20 protein-coding genes are annotated in these 24,516 nt (G+C 70.8%); 14 read left to right on the top strand and 6 right to left on the bottom strand.

Going from position 1 to position 24,516, the window contains the following annotated elements; genetic code table 11:
* Window positions 1-16: 16 nt before the first annotated feature.
* The 5 genes from OG574_RS41710 to OG574_RS41730 all read left to right on the top strand — a co-directional run bounded on the left by OG574_RS41710 (window position 17) and on the right by OG574_RS41730 (window position 4,657).
* Window positions 17-964: a Zn-ribbon domain-containing OB-fold protein gene (locus OG574_RS41710; RefSeq protein WP_326777444.1), complete on the top strand. Its 948-nt coding sequence runs from the start codon at window positions 17-19 to the stop codon at window positions 962-964.
* A complete protein-coding gene (locus OG574_RS41715) occupies window positions 965-2,011 on the top strand; it encodes a thiolase domain-containing protein (RefSeq protein ID WP_326777445.1) in 1,047 nt (348 codons plus the stop codon).
* Window positions 2,008-3,210 (top strand): thiolase domain-containing protein, encoded by a 1,203-nt coding sequence (locus OG574_RS41720; RefSeq protein ID WP_326777446.1) that lies wholly within the window; start codon window positions 2,008-2,010, stop codon window positions 3,208-3,210. Before OG574_RS41715 ends, OG574_RS41720 begins: the two co-directional genes overlap by 4 nt.
* Before the next feature lie 97 nt (window positions 3,211-3,307).
* On the top strand, window positions 3,308-3,535 hold the full coding sequence (locus OG574_RS41725) for a DUF397 domain-containing protein (protein WP_383085598.1): 228 nt from the start codon (window positions 3,308-3,310) through the stop codon (window positions 3,533-3,535).
* A 207-nt stretch (window positions 3,536-3,742) separates the two neighbouring features.
* The gene (locus tag OG574_RS41730; protein ID WP_326777447.1) at window positions 3,743-4,657 is read left to right on the top strand and encodes a universal stress protein; all 915 of its coding nucleotides are present in this window, start codon (window positions 3,743-3,745) and stop codon (window positions 4,655-4,657) included.
* Window positions 4,658-4,672: 15 nt separating this feature from the next.
* On the opposite strand, the gene OG574_RS41735 is transcribed toward OG574_RS41730, so the two are convergent.
* Entirely contained in the window at window positions 4,673-5,428 is a 756-nt protein-coding gene (locus tag OG574_RS41735) for a leucine-rich repeat domain-containing protein (protein WP_326778776.1), read from the bottom strand.
* 7 nt (window positions 5,429-5,435) lie between these two features.
* On the opposite strand from OG574_RS41735, the gene OG574_RS41740 reads away from it, so the two are divergent.
* Both OG574_RS41740 and OG574_RS41745 read left to right on the top strand, forming a co-directional pair.
* Window positions 5,436-6,059, top strand: a complete 624-nt coding sequence (locus OG574_RS41740) for a CGNR zinc finger domain-containing protein (RefSeq protein WP_326777448.1) — start codon at window positions 5,436-5,438, stop codon at window positions 6,057-6,059.
* A 208-nt stretch (window positions 6,060-6,267) separates the two neighbouring features.
* Window positions 6,268-6,768: a hypothetical protein gene (locus OG574_RS41745; RefSeq protein ID WP_326777449.1), complete on the top strand. Its 501-nt coding sequence runs from the start codon at window positions 6,268-6,270 to the stop codon at window positions 6,766-6,768.
* Window positions 6,769-6,837: 69 nt separating this feature from the next.
* Here OG574_RS41745 and OG574_RS41750 read toward each other — a convergent pair whose 3' ends face one another.
* A complete protein-coding gene (locus OG574_RS41750; RefSeq protein ID WP_398380429.1) occupies window positions 6,838-8,823 on the bottom strand; it encodes an N-acetylmuramoyl-L-alanine amidase in 1,986 nt (661 codons plus the stop codon).
* Window positions 8,824-9,148: 325 nt separating this feature from the next.
* Window positions 9,149-10,354, bottom strand: coding sequence for an ROK family transcriptional regulator (locus tag OG574_RS41755; protein ID WP_326777450.1), 1,206 nt, complete (start codon window positions 10,352-10,354; stop codon window positions 9,149-9,151).
* Window positions 10,355-10,556: 202 nt separating this feature from the next.
* On the opposite strand from OG574_RS41755, the gene OG574_RS41760 reads away from it, so the two are divergent.
* The 6 genes from OG574_RS41760 (at window position 10,557) to OG574_RS41785 (ending at window position 19,357) form a co-directional block, all read left to right on the top strand.
* Window positions 10,557-12,077, top strand: a complete 1,521-nt coding sequence (locus tag OG574_RS41760; RefSeq protein ID WP_326778778.1) for a sugar ABC transporter ATP-binding protein — start codon at window positions 10,557-10,559, stop codon at window positions 12,075-12,077.
* On the top strand, window positions 12,074-13,075 hold the full coding sequence (locus tag OG574_RS41765; protein WP_326777451.1) for an ABC transporter permease: 1,002 nt from the start codon (window positions 12,074-12,076) through the stop codon (window positions 13,073-13,075). The genes OG574_RS41760 and OG574_RS41765 overlap by 4 nt, the downstream gene beginning before the upstream one ends.
* Window positions 13,072-14,082, top strand: a complete 1,011-nt coding sequence (locus OG574_RS41770; RefSeq protein WP_326777452.1) for an ABC transporter permease — start codon at window positions 13,072-13,074, stop codon at window positions 14,080-14,082. Before OG574_RS41765 ends, OG574_RS41770 begins: the two co-directional genes overlap by 4 nt.
* The gene (locus tag OG574_RS41775) at window positions 14,079-15,287 is read left to right on the top strand and encodes a substrate-binding domain-containing protein (RefSeq protein ID WP_326777453.1); all 1,209 of its coding nucleotides are present in this window, start codon (window positions 14,079-14,081) and stop codon (window positions 15,285-15,287) included. The genes OG574_RS41770 and OG574_RS41775 overlap by 4 nt, the downstream gene beginning before the upstream one ends.
* Window positions 15,284-16,159 (top strand): sugar phosphate isomerase/epimerase family protein, encoded by an 876-nt coding sequence (locus OG574_RS41780; protein WP_326777454.1) that lies wholly within the window; start codon window positions 15,284-15,286, stop codon window positions 16,157-16,159. Before OG574_RS41775 ends, OG574_RS41780 begins: the two co-directional genes overlap by 4 nt.
* A gap of 99 nt (window positions 16,160-16,258) precedes the next feature.
* Window positions 16,259-19,357: a ThuA domain-containing protein gene (locus OG574_RS41785; protein WP_326777455.1), complete on the top strand. Its 3,099-nt coding sequence runs from the start codon at window positions 16,259-16,261 to the stop codon at window positions 19,355-19,357.
* A 64-nt stretch (window positions 19,358-19,421) separates the two neighbouring features.
* Here OG574_RS41785 and tnpB read toward each other — a convergent pair whose 3' ends face one another.
* The 3 genes from tnpB to OG574_RS41800 form a co-directional block, all read right to left on the bottom strand.
* The gene (gene tnpB, locus OG574_RS41790) at window positions 19,422-20,879 is read right to left on the bottom strand and encodes an IS607 family element RNA-guided endonuclease TnpB (protein WP_326777456.1); all 1,458 of its coding nucleotides are present in this window, start codon (window positions 20,877-20,879) and stop codon (window positions 19,422-19,424) included.
* On the bottom strand, window positions 20,876-21,451 hold the full coding sequence (locus tag OG574_RS41795; protein WP_326777457.1) for an IS607 family transposase: 576 nt from the start codon (window positions 21,449-21,451) through the stop codon (window positions 20,876-20,878). The genes tnpB and OG574_RS41795 overlap by 4 nt, the downstream gene beginning before the upstream one ends.
* Window positions 21,452-21,584: 133 nt before the next feature.
* Complete coding sequence (locus OG574_RS41800) at window positions 21,585-22,763, bottom strand: aminoglycoside phosphotransferase family protein (protein WP_326777458.1); 1,179 nt, start codon at window positions 22,761-22,763, stop codon at window positions 21,585-21,587.
* Window positions 22,764-22,996: 233 nt separating this feature from the next.
* Here OG574_RS41800 and OG574_RS41805 point away from each other — a divergent pair, with 233 nt between their 5' ends.
* Complete coding sequence (locus OG574_RS41805) at window positions 22,997-24,496, top strand: DNA-binding protein NsdB (protein WP_326777459.1); 1,500 nt, start codon at window positions 22,997-22,999, stop codon at window positions 24,494-24,496.
* Window positions 24,497-24,516 lie beyond the last annotated feature (20 nt).

Here is a 24,516-nt window from a genome sequence, read left to right on the forward strand (position 1 = left end):
GCCAAGGAGTCCTGAAGTGCCCGAAGTACTCAAAGCCCCGCTCGTCGTCGAGTTCCCCTTCACCCGCTCGCTCGGCTCCGTCCAGAGCGCGTTCCTGACCGGCCTGCGCGAACGCACCGTCCTCGGTGTGAAGACCACCGACGGCAAGGTCATGGTCCCGCCCGTCGAGTACGACCCCGTCACCGCGGACGAACTCCGCGACCTCGTGGAGGTCGAGTCCACCGGCACCGTCACCACCTGGGCCTGGAATCCCGAACCCCGGCGCGGCCAACCCCTCGGCACACCCTTCGCCTGGGTCCTGGTCAGGCTCGACGGCGCCGACACCGCCCTCCTGCACGCACTCGACGCGCCGGGCCCCGACGCCGTGACCACCGGCATGCGCGTCCGCGTCCGCTGGGCCGCCGAACGCACCGGCGCCATCACCGACATCGCCTGCTTTGAGCCGTACGAGGGCGAGGCCGCGGATGCCGAACCCGCCGCGCACGACGGGCAGTTCGACGATGCGGTTACCGGGATCGTCGCGGCGGCCCGCCTCGACTACGTGTACTCCCCGGGCCGCGCCCAGACCGCGTACATCAACGCCCTCGCCGACCGGCGCACGGTCGGCGAACGCTGCCCGTCCTGCCGCAAGGTCTACGTCCCGCCGCGCGGCGCCTGCCCCACCTGCGGCGTCGCCACGACCGACCGGGTCGAGGTCGGCCCGGCCGGCACCGTCACCACCTTCTGCATCGTCAACGTCAAGGCCAGGAACCTCGACATCGAACTGCCCTACGTCTACGCCCACATCGCGCTCGACGGCGCCGACCTCGCACTCCACGGCCGCATCGCCGGCATCCCGTACGACCAGGTGCGAATGGGCCTCAAGGTCGAGCCGGTGTGGACCGAGGGCGGGCGCTACCCCGACCACTACCGGCCCACCGGCGAACCGGACGCCGACTACGACACGTACAAGGAGCTGGTGTAGATGCGAGAGGTGGCGATCGTCGCCTTCGCGCAGAGCGACCATCTGCGCACGACCGACGAACTCTCCGAGGTCGACATGGTGATGCCGGTGCTGCACCAGGTCCTGGCGCAGACCGGCCTCAGGACAAGCGACATCGGCTTCACCTGCTCCGGCTCGTCCGACTATCTCGCGGGCCGCGCCTTCTCCTTCACCATGACCCTCGACGGCGTGGGCGCGTGGCCGCCGATCTCCGAGTCGCATGTGGAGATGGACGGTGCCTGGGCGATGTACGAGGCCTGGGTGAAGCTGCTGACCGGCGAGGTCGACACCGCGCTCGTCTACTCGTACGGCAAGTCCTCGCCGGGCTCGGTGCGCGATGTGCTCACGCGCCAGCTCGACCCGTACTACGTGGCCCCGCTGTGGCCGGACTCCGTTGCCCTGGCGGCACTTCAGGCACAGGCCCTGATCGACGCGGGCGAGACCGACGAGACCGCGCTCGCCGGGATCGCCGCAAGGAGTCGGGAGTCCGCTTCGGCCAACTGCCATGCGCAGGTGAAGGGTTCGGTGCCGCAGGGCGACTACGAGGTGCAGCCGCTGCGCAAGGGCGACTGCCCGCCCGTCAGCGACGGCGCCGTCGCCGTGATCCTGGCCGCCGGGGACAAGGCCCGCGAACTGTGCGAGCGGCCGGCCTGGATCCGCGGCATGGATCACCGCATCGAGGCACACAGTCTCGGCGTCCGCGACCTCACCGACTCCCCGTCCTCGCGGCTCGCCGCCGAGCGAGCGGGTGCCTTCGAACGGCCGGTGGACACCGCCGAGTTGCATGCACCGTTCACCTCCCAGGAGGTCGTCCTGCGCAAGGCGCTGAAGCTGGGCGACGACGTGGCCGTGAACCCCTCCGGCGGCGCGCTCGCCGCCAACCCGGTGATGGCCGCGGGTCTGCTGCGTATCGGAGAGGCCGCCGCCCGTATCCACCGCGGTGAGTCCGACCGGGCACTCGCTCATGCCACGTCCGGCCCCTGCCTGCAGCAGAACCTGGTCGCCGTTCTGGAAGGAGACGCCCGATGAGCAGCACGGTGAGCGGCAGGGTGGGCGGCGGGGTCAACAAAGAACCCGTGGCCGTCGTCGGTATCGGCCAGACCAAGCACGTCGCGGCCCGCAAGGACGTCTCGATCGCCGGACTGGTCCGTGAGGCGGCCCGACGTGCCCTGGAAGACGCCCAGTTGACGTGGGCGGACATCGACGCCGTGGTGATCGGCAAGGCGCCGGACTTCTTCGAGGGCGTCATGATGCCCGAGCTGTATCTCGCGGACGCGCTCGGCGCGGTCGGCAAGCCCATGCTCCGCGTGCACACGGCGGGCTCGGTCGGCGGTTCCACCGCCCTCGTCGCCACCAATCTCGTGGCGTCCCGCGTCCACAGGACCGTCCTCACCCTCGCCTTCGAGAAGCAGTCCGAGTCGAATGCGATGTGGGGCCTGTCCCTGCCGATCCCCTTCACACAGCCGCTGCTCGCCGGCGCCGGCGGCTTCTTCGCCCCGCACGTCCGCGCGTACATGCGGCGCACCGGCGCACCCGACCACGTCGGCTCTCTGGTCGCGTACAAGGACCGGCGCAACGCGCTGAAGAACCCCTACGCGCATCTGCACGAGCACGGCATCACACTGGAGAAGGTCCAGTCCTCACCCATGCTGTGGGACCCGGTCCGCTACTCCGAGACCTGCCCGTCCTCCGACGGTGCGTGCGCCATGATCCTCACCGACCGTGCGGGCGCGGCCCGTTCGCCGCAGCCGCCGGCCTGGATGCACGGTGGCGCGATGCGCAGCGAGCCGACCATGTTCGCGGGCAAGGACTTCGTCTCGCCGAAGGCCGGCAAGGACTGCGCCGCCGACGTCTACCGGCAGGCGGGCATCGGCGACCCCCGACGGGAGATCGACGCCGTCGAGATGTACGTGCCGTTCTCCTGGTACGAGCCGATGTGGCTGGAGAACCTCGGCTTCGCCGCCGAGGGCGAGGGCTGGAAGCTCACGGAATCGGGCGTCACGGAGCTCGACGGCGACCTGCCCGTCAACATGTCGGGCGGCGTCCTGTCGACCAACCCCATCGGTGCCTCCGGCATGATCCGCTTCGCGGAGGCCGCGCTCCAGGTCCGGGGGCAGGCGGGGGAACACCAGGTCGACGGCGCCCGCAAGGTGCTCGGGCACGCCTACGGGGGCGGCTCGCAGTTCTTCTCGATGTGGCTCGTCGGGGCGCACCCGCCCACGTCCTGAACGGCTCACCGCCGCGGCCTGTCCGCCGCGCGGGCCGATCGCTAGGCTGGCGGGCGGACGACGAACCGGGAGGAGCACGGACGTGGCCGAAAGCACCATGGAGCAGCACACGCTCGCGGGTTGGGACAAGCCGGACCTCGATCTGAGTGCCGCGGACTGGCATTCGAGCAGCAAGGGGCTGGGGGACGTCCAGATCGCCTTCGTCGAAGGCTTCATCGCGATGCGCAATGGCGGCAGTCCCCATAACCCGTCCCTGATCTTCACGCCCGCGGAATGGGGGGCGTTCGTGCTGGGGGCACGCGAAGGGGAGTTCGATCTGACCTGAGCCGGGCTGACCGCGGCGGGTCCGACCTCGGCGGGCCTGGCCCGAGCCGGCCTGGCCCGAGCCGCGGTCAGGTGATGTTTCCGGCTTTTCCGGCGACATATGAAAAACGGCCCTGCCCCTTGGCCCCGGTGTGCGCGAGGCTGGGGGCAGGAACAGTCGCTCTTGCCGGGGCCCGTCGACACCGTGCCCCGGTGTCGGAGGTTGGACATGAGTACCCCGCGCCCTCTGCCCGTCGTGGCCGCCGTCGACGGATCCGAAGACAGCCTGCGCGCCCTGGAATGGGCGCTGACGGAAGCGGGCAGGCGCGGGGCGCCCGTGCAGATCGCCCATGTGCGCCAGTACGCCCCCTGGACCCAGCCAGGGGTACTGGTGTCCGGCCCGCCGGAGCCCCCGGGTGACCCGGTCGTCGACGAGGTGCGCGCCTCCCTGACCGGCCGAGGCGGTCTGCCTCCGGTGGAATACGTGACGCTGGAGGGCGCTCCCGCGGCTGTCCTGCCCGAACTCGGCGCTGAGGCACAACTGTTGGTCCTCGGCTCGCGGGGACGCGGCGGCTTCGCCAGCCTGCTGCTCGGTTCGAACGGTGTGGCGGTGGCACGGGACGCCGCCTGCCCCGTCGTCGTGGTGCCCAGGCCCGGACGCGCCGTGCACGGTGACGACGACCTGCCCCCCGGACCGCGCGTGGTCGTCGGCGTCGAGGTGGACGAGCCCGACGACACCCTCCTCGCCTTCGCCTTCGAGGAGGCCGCGCGGGGCGGGGCGCGCCTTCAGGTGATCGCGGTGTTTCCGTGGCCGGTGCTCGCCTGGACGACGTTCGGCGACTTCACGCCCACGACGGTCGACCAGGAAGAGGCCGAGCGCGAGACGCTGACGCTGGTGAACGCGGCGGTGGCGCCCTTCCGCAAGATGCATCCCGATGTCGAGGTCGACCTGTACGTGGCGCCGGGCGACGCGGCCGGGCACCTCGTCGAGAACTCCCGCGAGGCAGACCTCGTGGTCGTGGGCCGCCACCGCCGCCGCCTCACGCGCCCCGCGCCGATGCTCGGCACGGTGACCATGGCCGTACTGCTGCACGCGGCGAGCCCGGTCGCGGTTGTGCCGCCGGTTCTGGAAGCCGCGCCCTAGAAGATCTTCGGCGAATCAGTACAGCACCACGCACCCCCGCGCCGTGAGGGCCTCGAGCAGCCCGGACGGCACGTGCATGTCGTTCCACCGGAGGTCCAGCTTCTCCAGGGCGGGCAGCGCGGCGATCCAGTCGGGCAGGTCGCGCAGCCGGTTGGACCGTAGGTCGAGCCGCCGTAGCAGCGGAAGTCCGCGCAGGGATCCGGGCACGTCGGTGAGGGCGTTCTCGCGCAGTTCGAGTTCCCGCAGCTCACGCAGGTGCCGTACGGAATCGGGGAGGGCGGTGAGGCGGTTGCCGCGCAGCCACAGCTCGCGCAGCGCGGTCAGGCCGCCGATCGATTCGGGGAGCCGGGTGAGGGTGGCGTGCTGGGCGCGCAGCTCCACGAGGCCCTTCATCGAGCCGATCGATTCATGGAGTCCGGTGAGCGCGTTCTCGCCGACGTTGAGATAGGCCAGCCGAGAGAGCCTGCCGAGCGAGTCCGGGAGCGCGGTGAGCTCGTTGTCGTGCAGGTAGAGGAAACGGGTCAGGCTCGTCAGGTCACCGAGCGTGTCCGGGACCGAGGCGAGGCGGTTGTGCCCGAGATCGAGAGTGTGCAGGTGGGGGAGCGATCCGATGCGGTCGGGGAGCCGGGTGAGTGCGTTGTCGGGCAGGAGGAGAACCTCCAGGCGGGGGTGGTCCCACACCTCGTCCGGTACGTCTCTCAGGCCCGCCCGCCAGTACGAGAGCACAGCCGGCCTCCCCCGAGATTTAATGGATGCGCGGGACCTTATCATTAGCCCCATGCGCGACATCAGCTCCGGCCCGCACAGCACGCCGCTCGCCCTGGACCTCGTCCTCACTATCCGCCACGACGGGCACGGCGGTGTCGCCGACGACCTCGACCGGCCCGAAGACCTGACGGCCTGGGTGCGGGAGCGTGCCGAGGTGCTGCCGGGCGCCGCCGGGTTCGAAGCGGACGCGACCGCGCTCGCCGAGGTGTGCGAGGTGCGGGCCGCCGTCCGCGCGCTGTTCGCCCACGCCGTGCGCCCCGGCGAGCCCAGCCCGGCGGACGCCCACCGGCTGCTCCCCGTGAGCGAGGCCGTGCGGCGGCTCAACGAGGCGGCGGCGCTCACCCCTACCGTTCCCGTCCTCACCTGGGACGACGGCGCCATCCCCCGCGTACGCCATGAGGCGCGCACCTCCGCGTCCGCCCCCGACGTGCTCACCGCGGCCCTGGCCCGCGCCGCCGTCGGCTTTCTCGCGAGCGACGACCGCGAGCGGCTGCGGGCCTGCCACGCCCCGCGCTGTGTGCGCTACTTCCTCAAGGATCATCCCCGTCAGGAGTGGTGCAAGCCGTCCTGCGGCAACCGCGCACGGGTCGCCCGGCACCACGAGCGGCACCGCGCGGAGGCGGTACAAGACTGAACTCGCCGCGGGGCAGGTGGTGTTGAGTGAGGGCGCCGGCGTGGGCCCGGGCCGGCGCCCCCGGCCGGTTGCACACCGATGAGCAGACCATTGCGCCGCCGCGGGAACCCCCGACGCCCCGGGATTCGCCCGCGTCGGCCCGGTCACGACCCCGTCGGGGCCGCGGCCCCCGCGCCGCGGACCGCCCCGGTGCACGTACCATTGCGGCATGTCCTTCCTCCGCCGACGCAGCTCCGCCACACCCGCGGGTCCTGACTTCGATGTTCTCGCCATGGACCCGGGCGACTGGCCGGGCAATCTCGGCGCGGGCCTGCTGCCCGCCCCTGACGGCAGCTGCCAGGGCGTTTTCCTGCGCTACGACCTGTTCGGCGGCCGCGGCCCCGCGATGATCATCGGCAATCTCCCCGAGGGCTCGTCGGCCCGCGAGACCGCCGAGGGCGAGATCCCCTTCGAGGTCGCCCAGCTCCTTCTCGCGCTGGAGAACGACGAGGAGGTCACCGTCGTCGGCACCGAGGACATCCCGGTGATGCAGGGCGACAACCTCCTCATCGTGCGCCGCCTCAAGCTCTCCGAGGGCCGTATCTCCTGCGTGCAGTTCGACCGCAGCGACAACGTCCTCGTGACCATCGCGGCCTGGGACCGGCCCATCACGGACGACCTCTACGCGCTTCTGAAGCCGCTGCCCCCCGAGCTGTTCCAGCAGGCCTGAGCCAGGAGAAACGGCCGGGCCCGGACCTGCCCCCACGGCAGATCCGGACCCGGCCGAGTCATGTGCGCTCTAGGCTCCCGACGGCAGCACCTGCACGTCGGCGGCCCGCACGTACGCCACCCGGTGACCGAACTGGATCTCGTAGTAGACGTCCTTGCCGCGCACCACCCGGTGCGACGTCGTGTCGAACGTCGGCGAGAAGAAGTACTCACCGGTCGTCCTGCCACCCGCGACATACCGCTGCCCCGCGAGCAGCTTGTACGGCAGCGGAGAGATCGCCTGCGGCGTGATGTCCGCCGGGTACGCCTCCTTCTCGGGGTAGGCGCGCCCGTACACGGGGACGTCGGTGCGGCCGGCCTTCGGGGCGATGACCAGGCCTGCCGCGTTCACGGCCGTGGGCTGCTTCTTCGGGTTCTTGAACCAGGCCTTCTGGCCGAGGTACCAGACCGCGGTCCAGTCGCCCTTGCGCTCCGCGACGGCGTACTGCTGGCCGGTCGACAGGCGTGCGCCCATGTCGTTCACATCGGTCGTGGAGTCCTCGCCGCCGGGCCGCAGCCCGATGTCCTTGATCAGCGGCGCGTCCTCGCTGGGCGCGGTGTACACCCGTACGGCGCCGGAGCCGTGTGCCGCGCAGGTCTCGCCCGCCTTGACGCAGCCCGTGTACACCGGCTTGTTCCTGGCGAAGTCGGGGGCGATGGTGACGAGGCCGCCCTTCGTGCCTGCGGTCGCCTTGAACGGCTTGCCCATCAGCGCGAAGTAGTGGGCCCAGTCCCAGTACGGACCGGGGTCCGTGTGCATCGTCTTGATCCCGGCGGGTGTCGTGCCGGGCACGTTGTCATGGCCGAGGATGTGCTGCCGGTCCAGCGGGATGTCGTACTTCTTCGCCAGGTACTTCACCAGACGCGACGACGCCCGGTACATCTCCTCCGTGTACCAGGAGTCCGGCTGGGCGAGGAAGCCCTCGTGCTCCAGGCCCAGGGACTTGGCGTTGACGTACCAGTTGCCCGCGTGCCAGCCGACGTCCTTGGCCTTCACGTGCTGGGCGATGTGCCCGTCCGTGGACCGCAGCGAGTAGTGCCAGGCCAGATACGTCTTGTCCTGCACCAGCTGAAGCGTCGTGTCCCACGTCGCCTCGGTGTCGTGGATGACGATGTAGTCGATGCTCTGGTCGTTCGGCCGGTCGGCGAGGTCGTGGTTGCCGTAGTCGCCGTCCCCGAACTCCTCGTAGGGCGCCGGGATCCACTCGCACGACACGGTCGCCGGGCACTCGGTGCCGCTCTCGTCGGACTTGCGCAGGCCCATGCTCCGGACCTGCGCCGCGTCGGCCTTCAGGCTGCGGTCGGCCGCGAGCTCCACGCGCTGCCCGGCGTCCGTGGTGCGCCGCTCGCCGTCGTGGATCACGGCGAACACGTCGTTCGCGTACGTCGCCGCCGTGGCGGTGTCATCGGCGCCGGAGAATTTCGCGATCGCGCCGTACCAGTCGGCCGGGTCGGAGCTGAGGGGCTTGCCGAGGGCCTTCTGGGCCGCGGCGAGCAGGGCGGCGCCGCCGCGCACATTGGCCGCGGGGTCGGAGCGCAGCTGTTCGGCCGGGATGCCGCTGAGCTCGGCGGCACGCGTCAACGACTTGAGGCGGGCCGGGAGTTGGGAGTTGCGCGGCACCTTCGTCTTCGGGGTGAGCGCCGGCCGTGACGTGTCACCACGCGGATCGCCCTCGGCCTCGCTGTGCGCGGCCACACCGGCGAGCGCGGCGCGGGCGTCCGTGAGGTGCATGGGGCCGTAGCCGCCGGTGACGCTGGGCGCACCGCCGTGCGTGTCCCACCGGGACTGGAGGTAGGAGACGCCGAGCAGGACGCTCTGGGGCACCCGGTACTCGGCCGCCGCGGTCGCGAACGCGTGCTGGAGGCCCGCGTCCGACGCCCCCCGGGCCTCGCTCGGGGGCGCGGCGCCGAGGAGGGGGAGCAGCAGGGCCGCCGTCGCGAGCGTCCCCGCCGCCCGGGCCGCCTGGTTGGTGCGTCTGCGGGCGGCCGGGGAGCGGTCGCTGGTGGTCGAGGGCAAAGCGGCCTCCTGGGGACGGTCCTGGGACAGATGAGCTCGACGGTGTGCGGGGCGATCGTGGGTCAGTGGTATCGGCTTGCCGACGATCCGTCAATCATGCTCAGGGCAAGGGATTTCCCATGTCAGCGCCCGTTCGGCGGGCTTTCGCCGGGGAGGCCTCACCGCCTGCGGCGCGTCAGTGGAGTGGACCAATGACCGTCCGCAAAGAGTGGGGTCGTCGTCTCGGCATACGGGAGGGCGCCGCGCGCTCACAGTGCACTCCACCTGATCGGGGGATCGACCACGCGGCTGTTCCCCCACAGCCGGCCCGGGGTGGGCGGCGCGGCTATGTGCCGCCCAGGACCCGATCCACCTGCTCCGGCGAGAGGGCGTGCTCGATCGCCAGGATGGCCGCGCCGACCACGGCCGCGTTCGCCCCGGTGCGGCTCGGCTCGATGCGCAGGACATGGGTGGCCAGCGGATGGGAGCGGCGGTACACGGCCTCCCGTACGCCCGCGAGGAGTTGGTCGTGGACGGCGGCCAGCGCGCCGCCGACCACCACCGTGTCCGGGTTGAAGAAGTTCACCAGCCCCGCGAGAACCTCGCCGACCGCACGCCCCGCCTCGCGCACCATCCGTACGGCGTCACGGTTGCCGGACTTCACCAGGCGCACGACATCGCGGCTCGACGCGGCGTCCAGGCCCAGGTCCGACAGCTCGCGGGCCAGCGCCGCGCCGCCTGCCACCGCCTCGAGGCACCCCGAGTTCCCGCATCGGCACGGCGCCGTCTCCTGACGGCTGTCGCCCACCCGGATGTGCCCGATGTCGCCCGCGCTGCCCTGCGCGCCCCGGTGCAGCCGGCCGTCCGCGACGATGCCGCAGCCGATGCCCGTACCGACCTTGATGTAGAGGAGATAGCGGGTGTCCGGAAACGCCCGGCGCTGCTCGGCCAGCGCCATCACGTTCACGTCGTTGTCGACGAGGGCCCGCACGCCGAAGCGGTCGGCGAAGAACTCCGGGATCGGGTACTGGTGCCAGCCGGGCATGATGGGCGGATCCACGGGCCGGCCGGTGGTGAACTCGACGGGGCCCGGCACGCCCACACCGATCGACTGGAGCGAGGCCGGGTCGAGGCCCGCCTCGTCGAGGAGCGCGTGGAGCGTCCGCTCGACGTGGCCGAGAATCGACGCAGGACCGTCGGCGATCGACAACTGGTCCTCGCGCAGCGCCAGTTGATCCCCGCCGATGTCGAGCAGCGCGACCCGGCAGTGCGAGGCGCCCAGGTCGACGCCCGCCACCACGTGCTCGCGGGTGCGCAGATGGAGGCGGCGCGGGGGCCGGCCACCCGTCGAGTCCCCGGCCTCCGCCCCGGCCTCGGTTAGGAAGCCGTGCGCGATGAGTGCGTCGACGCGCTGCGACACGGTCGACCGCGCGAGACCGGTGATCCGCGCGATGTCCGCGCGGGTCGTGGCGGCCCCCGTACGCAGCAGGGCGAGGACCTCGCCGGGCGACGACGGCGGCGCGGAACTGGGGTGATCCGGCGCTCCAGACATGGCAGTCACGATAGGGACGAGTTTCGCTGCTCACAAGCCCGATGCTGTTCGCCGATCGACCTAAGTACCTGTCAATTTCCTTTGTACGGACCAGGGTTGAGCCCTTGACAGGTCAAAGAAGGGTCAGCACATTGCAATGCAGACCGCTGCGGAAGACTGCCGAAGAGGCCGGAGAGGCTGAACGATGCAGGCGACACAGACGATGTTGGCGATGCACGGCGTGTCCAAGAGCTTTCTCGGTGTACGGGTGCTGCACGGGGTGTCCCTGGACCTCGCCCCGGGCGAGGTGCACGCGCTCGTCGGGGAGAACGGCGCGGGAAAGTCCACCCTGATGAAGGTCCTCGCGGGAGAGCACGTCCCCGACGAGGGCACCATCACCCTGGACGGCGCCGAGCAGTCCTTCAGCCATCCCGCGCAGGCCCAGGCCGCCGGAATCGGCATCATCCACCAGGAGTTCGCGCTCCTGCCCCACCGCACCGTCGCCGAGAACGTGTTCCTCGGCCGCGAACCGACCCGGCGCGGACTCGTCGACCGTCGCGCCATGGAGGCGCGCACCGCCGAACTCCTCGCCGAACTCGGCGAGTCGGGCATCACCCCGCGCACCTATGTCCGTGATCTTCCGGTCGCGCGCCAGCAGACCGTCGAGATCGTCAAAGCACTCGCCTCCGACGACGCGCCCGCCCGCGTCCTCGTCATGGACGAGCCGACCGCCCCGCTCGCCGACCACGAGGCGGCCCAACTCCACGCTCTCGTGCGCCGGCTGGCGGCCCGTGGCCTCGGCATCCTCTACATCTCGCATCGCCTGCGCGAGGTCTTCGACCTCTCGCAGCGCATCACCGTCCTCAAGGACGGCCGGCACGTCACGACCGTACGCACCGAGGACACCGACACCGACCAGGTCGTCCGCGCCATGGTCGGCCGGGAGCTCAGCGCCTACTACCCGCCGCGCGCCCGCCCCGGCGAGGCCGGTGACGTCCGGCTGACCGTGCGCGGTGGAGGCAACGCGCGCCTGCGCGACATCGACCTGACGTTGCGCTCGGGAGAGGTCACCGGTATCGCGGGCCTCCAGGGATCAGGACGTACGTCCCTGGCCCGTGCCCTGTTCGGGGCCGCGCCCTTCACCACCGGCGCCATGACCGTCGGCGGGCGCGACCTGCGCCCCACGAGCCCGCGTCAGGCCATCCGTGCGGGGATCGCCCTGGTCACCGAGGACCGCAAGGCCGAGGGCCTCGCGCTGCGCCAGTCCGTGCGCGACAACGCGCTCCTCGTGACCCGGGCCGTTCCCGCGCGCGGCCGGCCGCCCGCGGCCCGCGACCTCACCGCCCTCCTGGAGCGGGTCCGGCTGCACGCACGCGGCGAGGACCAGCAGGCCCAGTTCCTCTCCGGCGGCAACCAGCAGAAGGTCGTCATCGCCAAGTGGCTCGCCGCCCGCCCGCAGATCCTGCTCTTCGACGAGCCGACCAGGGGCGTCGACGTCGGCGCCAAGGCCGCCATTCACACCCTCGTCCGCGACCTCGCCCGCGAGGGCCTCGCCGTTCTGATCGTCTCCTCCGAACTCCCCGAACTCCTCGGCATGAGCGACCGCGTCCTCGTCATGGCGGAGGGGCGCCTGGCCGGTGAACTCCCCGCCGGCGCAAGCGAGGAGGACGTCATGCGCCTGGCCACACGCGGCGGCCCGGCAGCGCGCCCGCCCGCCCCCGCCTCACCGGAAGGAAGCGCATGACCGGGACCGCCGTCGCCCCGCCGACCGTCGCGAAGTCCGCCCCGCCGCGCAGGATCCGCCTCGCCGACCCCGCTGTCGGCGTCTGGCTGGCCGCCGCGGCCGTCACCGCCGCCGGGTGGATCGTGGTGGCCGCGCGCGGCGGGGACTTCCTCACCCTCGCCAACGTCGTCGGCATCCTCCAGAACTGCGTGGCACTCGGACTTGTCGCCGTCGGGCAGACCGCCGTGATCCTCAGCGGCTCCCTCGACCTCTCCGTGGCGTACCTCATCAGCCTCGGCACGCTCGTCGCCGCCACCACGATGGAGGACGGCAGCGTCGTCACGGCCGTCCTCGCCGTACTCGCGCTCTCCGCCGCCGTCGGCCTGGCCAACGGCCTCGTCGTCACCGGCCTCAAGGTCAACGCGTTCATCGCGACCCTGGGCACGGCGTTCATCCTGCGCGGCTGGATCGAGGACACCTACACGGGCCCCGCGGGCAAGGTCCCCGCCTCGTTCCAGCATCTCGGCTACGACCGCATCGGGCCCGTCCCCGTCTCCGTGTTCCTGCTCGCCGCGGTCGCCGCCGCCCTGTGGCTCGTCACCCGCCGCACCCGATTCGGCCACCACCTCTACGCGACCGGGGGTGACGAGCACGCGGCCCGCCTCTCCGGCGTCCGCACCCGGCGCACCGTCGTCGCCGCCCACGTCCTGTGCTCGCTGTGCGTAGGAGCCGCCGCGCTCTTCCTCGCCGCGCGGCTCGGCGCAGGCGCCCCCTGGGCCGGCACCGAGGCCCGCTACGACCTCGAGTCGATCGCCGCCGTCGTCCTCGGCGGTACCGCGCTCGCGGGCGGCCGTGGGGGAGTGGCGGGCACGCTCGGCGGCGTCCTGGTCCTCGCCGTGCTCGACTCCGTCTTCAACCAACTGGGCGTCGACCCGTTCTTCAAGAACGTCGTACGCGGCGTCGTGATCACCGCCGCCGTCGCCCTCTACGCCCGGCGCGGCACACGGAGGCCCGCATGACCACCGCGAATCCAACGGCCGTCTTCCACAAGCGAGTTGCCCGATCCCTGGGCGCCGGCGCCCCCGTCTACGTACTCCTCGCCGTGCTCCTCGTGGCCCTGGCCGCCACCGACCCCGGCTTCTACGAACCCGACCGCTTCCTCGCCTTCGTCAAACGCGCGGCGCCGCTCGTCATTTTGGCGGCGGGCCAGTATCTGGTCATCGTCTGCGGGGAGTTCGACCTCTCCGTGGGGGCCGTCGTCACCGCCGGTGTCGTCGTCGCGGCGGAGCTCTACGGCTCGTACCCGGGCGCCTCCTGGATCGTGGTGACGGGCGGGCTGCTGCTCGCCGGAGCGCTGACCGGTCTCGTCAGCGGGCTGATCACGACGAAACTGCGCGTGCCGTCGTTCATCACCACGCTCGGCATGATGCTGATCCTCGAAGGCGCCGTCTTCTTCTGGACCGGGGGCTCGCCGCACGGATCGCTCCCGGAGGAGTTCCGCCGGCTCGGCCGCGGCACGGCGGGCGGCTGGCTGCCCTGGGCGGTCCTCGCCTGCCTCGTCGCGGGCGCCGCCGCAGTGTTCCTCATGCGCTCGGACTTCGGCCGCACGCTGATCGCGACCGGCGACAGCGAACGCACCGCCGCCCTCGCGGGCGTCCGCGTGCACCGGGCCCGCATCATCGCGTTCGTCCTGTCGGGCGTCGCGGCCGCGCTCGCTGCCGTACTCGTCGGCGGATTCTCCGGAGTGTCCGCGCAAGCGGGCCGCGGCTACGAGTTCGAGGCCATCACGGCCGTCGTGCTCGGCGGCGTCGCACTCGGCGGGGGCCGCGGCAGCGTCGTCGCCGCGATGGCCGGGGCCTTCTCGCTCCAGGCCCTGTTCACGCTGCTCAATCTGCAGGGCGTCTCGGGCGCCCTCGAATCCACGGTCCAAGGCGTCATCGTCATCGCCGCCGTAGGTCTCGGAGCCGCCGACTTCTCCCGCCTGCGCCGCCGTCGTACTCATCCCTCGGGAGGGACCCCCTCATGACCCGCAGACGTCCACTCGCGGTCGCCGCCGCAATTGCGGCCGCCGCCCTGCTCACCTCGTGCTCCAGCGACATGCCGGCCGACTCCGCGGCGGGCACGGCGTCGGAGAGCGCGACGAAGGGGGGCGCCGACAAGCCGTCGAAGTTCTTCCAACAGGCCGAGTACGAAAGGCAGTTGGCGCTCGCCGAGGTCACGCCCGAGGGGCCCGCCGACAAGCCCTGGGAGCAGATGCTCGAACCCGAGATGACCGACACGGCCCAGTACAAGAAGAAGGGCTCCGGCGGCACCCACCTCTGCTTCTCCAACGCCGGAGTCTTCAACCCCTGGCGCCAGGTCGGCCTCAAGGACATGAAGGCCGAGGTGAAACTCCACAAGGAGATCACCGACTTCACCGTCCTCGACGCCCAGGGCAAGGACGACAAACAGATCTCCGACATCCAGGAACTCGCCGGGAACAAGAACTGCGACGCCCTGATCGTGTCCCCGAACACCACCGCGACGCTCACCCCGGCCGTGAAGGAGGCCTGCGGCAAGCTGCCCGTCATCGTCTTCGACCGGGGCGTCGAGACGGACTGCGCCGTCACCTTCATCAACCCCATCGGCGGCTACGGCTACGGGGCCGTCGCCGCGGACTTCCTCGTCGGCAAGGTCAAGCCCAAGGGCAAGATCCTCGCCCTGCGCATCTCACCCGGCGTCGATGTCCTGGAGACCCGCTGGTCCGCCGCGAAGCTCGCCTTCGACAAGAGCCGACTCGACGTGGTGGACGTCAAGTTCACCGACGGCGACCCCGCCAAGACGAAGTCGATCGTGGCGGACGCGATCTCCCGGCACGGCTCGGTCGACGGCGTCTGGATGGACTCGGGCGCCACATCCGTGGCCGCCGTCGAGGCGTTCGAGGACGCCGGCGTGGACGTCCCGCCCATCACCGGCGAGGACCAGCAGGACTTCCTCCAGGCGTGGAAGGACAAGAAACTCACCGCGATCGCGCCCACGTACCCCACCTTCCAGTGGCGTACGCCGGTCATCGCCGCCCTGCGCGTGCTTGACGGCAAGCAGGTCCCCAAGGAGTGGAAGCTGCCGCAGCCCACCGTCACCCAGGACAACCTCGACGAGTACCTCCAGGAGGGCATGCCGCCCCTGCACTACGCCATGTGCGGCTGCAAGGACCTGCCCGGCTACCCGAAGGACTGGGGAGGCAAGAAGTGACGGCGCCTGCCTGGAAGTTGGGCGCCAACCCCTGGATCTGGCACTCGCCGGTCACCGGCCGCGCCCTCGCCGACACGCTGCCCCGGCTTGCCGCCTGGGGGTTCGACTGCGTGGAACTCCCCATGGAGAGCGCGGGTGACTGGGACCCGGGCGACGCGGCGAAGCTCCTCGATGCGACCGGTCTCGCCCCCGCCGCCGTGATCGCCGTCATGCCGCACGGCCGCGAGCTGGTCGACGCGGACGCCGCCACGGTGCGCACCACACAGGACTACTTACGCCACTGCGTGGACGCCGCCCACGCGATCGGGGCGCCGGTCGTCGCGGGACCCCTGTACGCCTCCGTCGGCCGGACCTGGCGCATGGACCGCGCCGCACGCGAGGCCGCGTACGACGAACTGCGAGGGCACCTCGCCCCCCTCGTCGAGCACGCCCGCACAGCCGGGGTGCGCCTCGCGGTGGAACCCCTCAACCGCTATGAGACCAGCCTGCTCAACACCGTCGCCCAGGCCCTGGACGCCCTCGACGGGCTGCCGCACGACGGGATCGGCGTCGCACTCGACACGTACCACCAGAACATCGAGGAACACTCGCTCCCCGCCGCCGTCGGCGCGACCGGGGACCGCATCGCGCACGTCCAGGTCTGCGCGAACGACCGCGGGACACCTGGGGCCGACCACCTCGACTGGAGCGGCTTCCTGGACGCGCTGCGCGAGGCGGGCTACCAAGGCCCCTTGTGCATCGAGTCGTTCACCGCGCACAACGACGCGATCGCCGTCGCGGCCTCCGTGTGGCGCCCGCTCGCCGGCAGCCAGGACGCCCTGGCCACGGACGGCCTGCGCTTCCTGCGCGCCGCGACCGGCCGAACCCGCTGAACCTCTGAGTTCCTCCGCATTCCGGCACCCCGCAAGTCCGTCCACTGTTTCCACGGAAAGGACCACCTCATGGGATGTCATGCTCGTGACATCAGAGGCATGCGAAGAGCTGCCCTCGCGTTACTGACCGCACTGCTGCTCGCCGTCGGCTTCCTGCCCACCGGCGCCACAGCCGCGGGCAAGGCCCCCGCCTTCCGCGCGCTGCTCTTCACCAAGGCCGTCGGCTACGTCCACGGCTCCATCCCGGACGGCATCAAGATGGTCGAGGAGGAGGCCGCGGCGAACAACTTCGAGGTCGTCCAGACCGACGACTCGACCGTCTTCGACGACGCGAAGCTCAAGGACTTCGACGTCATCATCATGCTGCAGAACTCCGGCATGGTCTGGGACACCGACGGCCAGCGCGAGGCCCTGCAGAAGTACGTCCGCGGCGGCAAGGGCGTCGTCGCCATCCACAACACCCTCGACATGGGCGTCGAGGAGCAGTTCCCCTGGTGGGACGAGACCATCAACGGCGGCGCCCACATGCCCGCCCACTCACCCGGCGTGCTCCAGGGCACGGCCAAGGTCGCCGACCGCGTGCACCCCTCCACCAAGGGACTTCCCGAGCGCTGGGAGCGCCCCGAGGAGTGGTACAACTTCGACAAGGACCCGCGCGGCGACGTGCACGTCCTCGTCACCGCCGACGAGACCACGTACGACCCGGGCGGCTCCGCGATGGGCGCCGACCACCCCATCTCCTGGTGCCGCAACGCCGAGGGCGGCAAGGTCTGGGCGACCGCCATGGGCCACGACAGCGCCTCGTACACCGAACCCGCCTTCCGCTCCCACGTGCTCGGCGGTATCCAGTGGGCCGCGGGCAACAAGCCCGGCGACTGCGGCGGCACCGTCTGGTCCGGCTACGAGAAGACCGCCCTCGACGACAACACCGCCGACCCGATGGAGCTCGACGTCGCCAAGGACGGCAAGGTCTTCTACATCCAGCGCAGCGGCGAGGTGAAGGTCTACGACCCCGCCACCCACGCCACCGCGACCGCGGGCAAGCTCGACGTCTACACCGGCGGCGAGGACGGCCTCGTCGGCATGGAGCTCGACCCGTCGTTCAAGGACAACCACTGGATCTATCTGTACTACGCGCCGAAGGACGCCAAGGACGACGTCAACCGGCTCTCCCGCTTCACGGTCAAGTCCGACAACACCCTTGACCTCGGCAGTGAGAAGAAGCTCCTAGACGTCCCCGCCTACCGCGACCGCAGCTTCCCCGAGCCCGGACACACGGGCGGCGCCGTCGAGTTCGGCCCGGACCGCACCCTCTACCTCGGTGTCGGCGACGACACCCCGCCCAACCTCGACCCCGACTGGCAGGGCTACGCGCCGATCGACTGGCGCCCCGGCAAGCAGATGCTGGACGCCGCCCGCACGGCCGGCAACACCAACGACCTGCGCGGCAAGATCCTGCGCATCAAGCCCACGAACGCGGGCGGCTACACCATCCCCAAGGGCAACCTCTTCGCCAAGGGCACGGCCAAGACCCGCCCCGAGATCTACGCGATGGGCTTCCGCAACCCGTTCCGCTTCAACGTCGACCCGAAGAACGGCGCCCTCCACGTCTCCGACTACGGCCCCGACCGCGGCGCCCCGACGACCGACCGCGGCCCCGAGGGCCTCGTCGAGTACAACGTCATCAAGAAGCCCGGCAACTACGGCTGGCCCTTCTGCCACGGCAACAACCAGCCGTACGCCCCGTACAACCCGGACACCAAGGAGGTCGGCGCCAAGTTCGACTGCGACAAGCCGGTCAACCCCTCGCCGAACAACACGGGCCTCAAGGACCTGCCGCCCGTGCAGCAGCCGGTGATCTGGTACGGCTACGGCAAGTCGAAGGAGTTCCCGGAGATGGGCGAGGGCGGCTCCGCACCGATGAGCGGGCCCGTCTACCACTACGACGCGAAGAACCCGTCGAAGACCAAGTTCCCCGCCTACTTCGAGGGCGCGAGCTTCTTCTACGAATGGGCCCGCGACCAGGTCAAGGAGATCCGCTTCGACCAGGACGGCAAACTCCTCAAGATCAACGACTTCCTGAAGACCGCGAAGTTCGCCAAGCCGATGGACATGACCTTCGGTCCCGACGGCTCGCTCTACGTCCTCGAATGGGGCAGTCAGTTCGGCGGCGGCAACAACGACTCCGGGCTCTACCGGATCGACTACGCGCAGGGACAGCGCGTACCGATCGCCGAGGCGAAGGCCTCCGTCACCAACGGCCCCACCCCGCTCGAGGTCTCTTTCTCCAGTGAGGGAAGCAAGGACCCCGACGGCGACCCGCTCACCTACGCCTGGGACTTCGACGGCGACGGCACCTACGACTCCACCGAGGCGAGCCCGAGCCACACCTACACGGCGAAGGGTGATTTCAACGCCCAGCTGAAGGTCACCGACTCCACCGGCAAGTCCGGTTACGCCAACGTCCCCGTCACCGCGGGCAACACCGCGCCCAAGGTGAAGATCGAGTTCCCCGTCGACGGCAAGCTCATCGACTTCGGCGACAAGATCCCGTACAAGGTGACCGTCACCGACCCGGAGGACGGCACGGTCGACTGCTCCAAGGTGACCGTCAACCCGGCCCTCGGCCACGACGACCACGAGCACCCCACCACCGACATCCCCGGCTGCGAAGGCACCGTCGACACCGGTGACCTGGGTGGCCACCCCGAGGGCGCGGACCTCACCTACGTGCTCAACGCCAAGTACACCGACAAGGGAGGCGACGGCGTCAGCGCCCTGACCGGCTACGGGCGGTCCGTGCTCCAGCCCAGGCACAAGCAGGCCGAGTACTACGACGGCCAGTCCGGCACGCGCGTCGTCGCACAGGAAGGCGCCGAGAACGGCAAGCGCATCGGCGACGTCAGCGACGGCGACTGGGTCCAGTTCGACCCGATGAGCGTCGAGGGCATCGGACAGGTGAGCTACAAACTGTCGTCACCGTACGGAGTCGGCTCCATCGAGCTGCGCGCGGACGCCCCCGACGGCAAGCTCCTGGCCACCACACCCGTCCCGAACACCGGCGACTGGGACACCTACCAGGCCACACCCGCCGTCCCGGTCGACGCGCTGACCGGCACACACAAGCTGTACCTCGTGTTCAAGTCCCCGCAGGACAACTCGTTCGACGTGGACGCCGTGCAGTTCAGCAACCCGTAGCCGTTGCTCAGAGCCTCAGTAGCTCTCAGCATTCCGGGCATTGCGGCCCGGAAGGTCCGTCTCATCACCAAAGCGTGAGTGCTTCGGCTTGAGTACGGTCTCTCGTTTCCGTCTGCCGTTGGTGCGGCAGGGTTGCGCCACCTGCCCGCCCGCCCGTGGCCTTGCGGCTGCGGGCGGTTGCGCGGGTCTTACGGTCAGCTCCACGAGGCTTCGACGCCGCCGGGGCGGTGTCCTGGTCTCCGGCCACTCCGGTACCAGTTACTGCGGCTGCCGCGAGGGCTGCGAGGTTGAGTGCGGCGTTTTCGTCCCGGTCGATGACCAGGCCGCAGGCGTCGCATTCGTAGGTTCGAACGTGCAGCGGCAGCTTGACTTTCACTGCGCCGCACTCGGAACAGGTCTTCGAGGAGGGGTACCAGCGGTCCGCGAGCACGATGCGGGTGGCTTGGCGCTGGCGGGTCTTGTAGTCGAGCTGGTGGCGGATCTGGCCGAATCCGGCGTCGGCGATCCGGCGGGCCAGGCGCCGGTTGCGGAGCATCCCGGCGACGTTGAGGTCCTCGATCACGATGGTGCCGTACTCGGCCGCGACGCTCGTGGTGAGTTTGTGTAGGGCGTCTTCGCGGAGGTTCGCTACGCGGTGGTGGACCTTGTTCCGCTGGGCGTTGGCCTTCTCCCACCGCTTCGAGGGCTTGTGTCCGGTGCGTCGGTCGGGGCCCTGGCGTCGGGAGACGACGCGGGAGGCGCGGCGCAGCTGCTTGCGTGCCCGGTCGTAGTGCCCGGGGTTGGCGACAACGCGGATCTCGCCGGTGGTGTCGGCCATGACAGCGAGGGTCTTCACGCCGAGATCGATCCCGACCGCCGTGTCCGGCCGGGCGACCCGGCCGAGGTCCTGCTTCACCTCTACCTGGAAGGAGACGAACCAGCGCCCCCGCTCGTGCCGCACAGTTGCGGACAGAACCCGGGCCTTTTCGGCCTGGACGCGGGTGAGGAGTTTGACGGTGGGCTCGTAGGTGCGGATCGTGCCCAGCCTCGGCAGCGTGACGTGCCGGCCGTCGGCATCGACGCGGATCGTGCCGGTGGTGAACCGGCAGGCGAGGCGCGCTTTCCGCTTCGACTTGAACCGCGGCGCACCCATCTTCCGGCCGTGGCGCTTGCCCTGCTTGGACTTGGAGTAGTTGTCGAACGCGGCCGACGCGTTGGCCAGCCCGGTGGAGTACGCCTCCTTAGAGTTCTCTCCCCACCAGTGCGCGAATCTGGGGTCGGTGTGCTTGGCGGCGTTGAATGCCTTGCGCAGCGACGGCAACGACCACGGCCGCCACTGCGTCAGCCCGGCCTCGGGCACGCCGTACGTCTCCTCGGCCTTGCGCTGCCACCACGAGGCGGTCACCCAGCCCACAGCCCAGTTGTACGCGGCACGTGCGGCGCCGCAGTGCGAACGCATCGCGGCCTGCTGTGCGGCGTTCGGGTTCAGAGCGAACCGGTACGCCTGGACCACGAACCCGGGCTGCGGCCGGAACTTCTTCACTCGGCGGCCTCACCGGTCGCCACGGCCACCGCGCGGGCGGCCCGGTTCTTCGCCGCCCGCCGCCCGTACAGGCGCGCGCACATCGACGTCAGCACTTCGGTGACGTCGCGCACCAGGTCATCGGCTGTCTCGGTGGGGTCGAGGACAACCAGGCGACGCCCAGACGCGGACAAGACGGCTTCGAGGTGCTCGACGCCGAACCGGGCCAGCCGGTCTCGATGCTCGACCACGATCACCACCGCCTGCGGGTCTGACAGAACCCGGTGCAGCTTGCGCCGACGGCCGTTCAATCCCGAGCCGACCTCGGTCACGACCTCCGCGACCGGCAGGCCGAGACCAGTCGCCCCCTGGACCACGCGGGCCACCTGCCGGTCAAGGTCCGACTTCTGGTCCGCTGACGACACTCGGCAGTACGCCACGACGCGGCCAGGCGCCTGCGAAGCGGGCTCGTCGACCAGCCACGTGCCGGACGGCGTCTGGCGCACTGGGACCGGCATACGGCCCTCTTTCGCCCACGTCCACGCGGTCTGGTAGTGCACGCCATTGCGCGCCGCCCACTCGGAAAGCTTCACACAATCAAGATAGCGGATGAGAAAGGCTGAGATTCACTGATGACTCACGCAACAGTTGGTCGCCCCTAGGGACAAGGGCACACGAGAATCCGCGGTGCGCCGCTGTCCTGGCGCACCGCGGATTCCTGTCCCCTCAGCGAGTGCCGACCGCCGCACGCACGGCCCTGCGGGCCAGCTGGCAGTCGTCGTGCAGCCGCCTCAGCAGCAGCCGCTGTTCCTCGCCGGACGGCGCAGCACCGTGCGGGGCTGTGCCCGATGCCGCCGGGGTCGTGTCGTGCATCGAACGCTGCACGGCCGTCTCGTACGTCCGGATCTCCCGCGTCAGTACGAGCATCAGGTTCACCAGGAACGCGTCCCGCGCCGCGGGACCGCCGGACTGCGCGAGCTGGCTGATCTGGCGGCGCGCCACCGGCGCGTCACCGAGCACCGACCACAGCGTCGCCAGGTCGTACCCCGGCAGATACCAGCCCGCGTGCTCCCAGTCCACGAGTACCGGGCCCGCCGGTGACAGCAGGATGTTCGACAGCAGTGCGTCACCGTGACAGAACTGGCCCATGCCCTGGCGGCCCGACGAGTGCGCGATGCCGTGCAGCAGCTTCTGCAGATCGCCCATGTCCCGGTCGGTGAGCAGCCCGAGGTCGTGGTAGCGGGAGATCCGGTCCGCGTAGTCGAGCGGCGCGTTGAACGTGCCGGCCGGCGGACGCCAGAGGTTGAGCCGGCAGATCGCGCTGAGCGCGGCCCGCACGTCCGCCCGGGGCGGTGCCTCGGCCGGGTGCCGCTGCAGGGCGGCGACCCGGCCGGGCATCCGCTCGATCACCAGCGTGCAGTTGTCGGGGTCCGCGGCGATGAGCCGCGGCACCCGGACCGGTGGCCGGTGCCGGACGAACGAGCGGTATGCAGCTATCTCGTGGCGGATCCGCTCGGCCCAGATCGGGGAGTGGTCCACTAAACACTTGGCGACGGCGGTGCTGCGCCCTGTGGTGCCGACGAGCAGCACGGACCGTCCACTGCGGCGCAGCACCTGCACCGGATTGAACTCCGGGCAGATCCGGTGCACCGAGGCGATCGCCGCGCGCAGCTGCGCCCCCTGGGGGCCGGACAAGTCGAGTCTCCCGCTGAGCGGTTGGGTGCCGAGCCCCGGGACGCGCCTGGTCCGACCGGAGCCGAGCGCTGCGGCCGCAGGTCGCGCGGGGTCGAGATACGGGCCGCCGCCCGCCGGTGGGGCCTCCCCTGCGCGGCCGTTGCCGCGAGCCGGGGGCCGGGCGTAGAGCGGCCGGGGCGGGGCGGACACGGAGGACGATGCTGCGTACATGGGCGAACAGATCCCTTCGTGTGCCTGCGAGTTGCCTGCGCCACCCGCCCCGGGGAACCGTGGTGCACCCTGGGGAGTGAGCCGCGGCAACCGGGTCGGGGTGGCGCATTCCTACCTGACACCCGGTGCCCACTGGCACACCATCTGGCGCACCCTGGCGAACCCTGGCGAATAGTCGCTCTGCAACTGACAGAGGGTTACTGTCAACTCAGCCGAGAACCTGGGGGCTTGACGTGAACGGACAACCCAACACCCGCCTGAACGACCTGTTCGGCCTCGCCGGCTGGTCCAAGGGGGAGCTCGCGAGGCTGGTCAACCGGCAGGCGGCGGCCATGGGCCACCCACAGCTGTCGACCGACACCTCACGGGTGCGGCGTTGGATCGACATGGGAGAGATCCCGCGCGATCCGGTTCCACGGGTGCTGGCGGCGCTGTTCACCGAGCGACTCGGCCGTGTCGTGACCATCGAGGACCTCGGTCTGGTCCGGCACGGGCGCACGGGGAAACGGCGTGACGACGGGGCTGTGCAACACCCCGACGGAATGCCATGGGCGCCCGAGCGGACAGCTGCGGTCCTCACCGAATTCACGGGAATGGACCTCATGCTCAACCGACGCGGCTTGGTGGGCGCGGGTGCCGCGCTTGCCACAGGATCTGTACTCAGCGGCGCCATGCATGACTGGCTGCACACCGATCCGGCCCTCGCGGCCGACGCCCCACGTTTCGAAGACCCCCTGCACGCCGACCCCGCTGGGTTCGACCGCTATGAGGCCGCCCCCATCGGGTCGCAGGAGATCGAGGAACTGGAGCGCTCCGTCGAGGTGTTCCGGGCCTGGGACGCGGCCCGCGGTGGCGGCCTGCAACGCAAGGCGGTGGTGGGCCAGCTCAACGAAGTGGGCGGCATGCTCAGCTACCGGCACCCCGACCATCTCCAGCGGCGCCTGTGGGGCGTCGCTGCCAACCTGGCCGTCCTCGCGGGCTGGATGTCGCACGACGTCGGCCTCGAACCCACGGCCCAGAAGTACTTCGTCATCGCCGCGCACGCGGCGCGGGAGGGCGGCGACCGGCCGCGCGCCGGGGAGGCCCTGTCCAGGGCGGCCCGTCAGATGGTGCACCTCGGCCGGCCCGACGACGCACTCGACCTCATGAAGCTCGCCAAGTCCGGATCCGGCGACCAGACCCTGCCGCGTACCCGGGCGATGCTCTACACCATCGAGGCCTGGGCACAGGCGTCGATGGGCAAGGGCCAGGCCATGCGGCGCACCCTCGGCCAGGCGGAGGACCTCTTCGTCTCCGACAAGGGCGACGTCCCGCCGCCCAGCTGGATGCAGATGTTCGACGAGGCGGACCTGCACGGGATGCAGGCCCTGGCGTACCGCACCCTCGCCGACCACGAGCCGGCCGCGGCGAACACGGCGCAGCGCCACGCCAAGGAAGCCCTCGAACTGCGGGCGAACGGGCGGCAGCGGTCGCAGATCTTCGACTACATCTCGCTCGCGTCGGCCCTGTTCATCGCCGACGACCCGGAGCAGGCCGACCGGTACGCGCGCCTGGCGCTGGTGTCGATGGGGGCCAACTCCTCCCATCGCACCTGGGACCGGCTCCGCGAGATGTACCGGCTCACCGGGCAGTACGCGAGCTACCCGAAGATCGTGGACCTGCGTGAGGAGATCAAGCTCGCGCTGCCGAAGCCCCCCGGAAAGCCCACGGGAGGCAAGCGCGCCCAGGCGTGACCCTCCGGGGCACGTGGCCC

Origin of the sequence: Streptomyces sp. NBC_01445 (assembly GCF_035918235.1) — a bacterium.
Classification (GTDB): Bacteria; Actinomycetota; Actinomycetes; order Streptomycetales; family Streptomycetaceae; genus Streptomyces.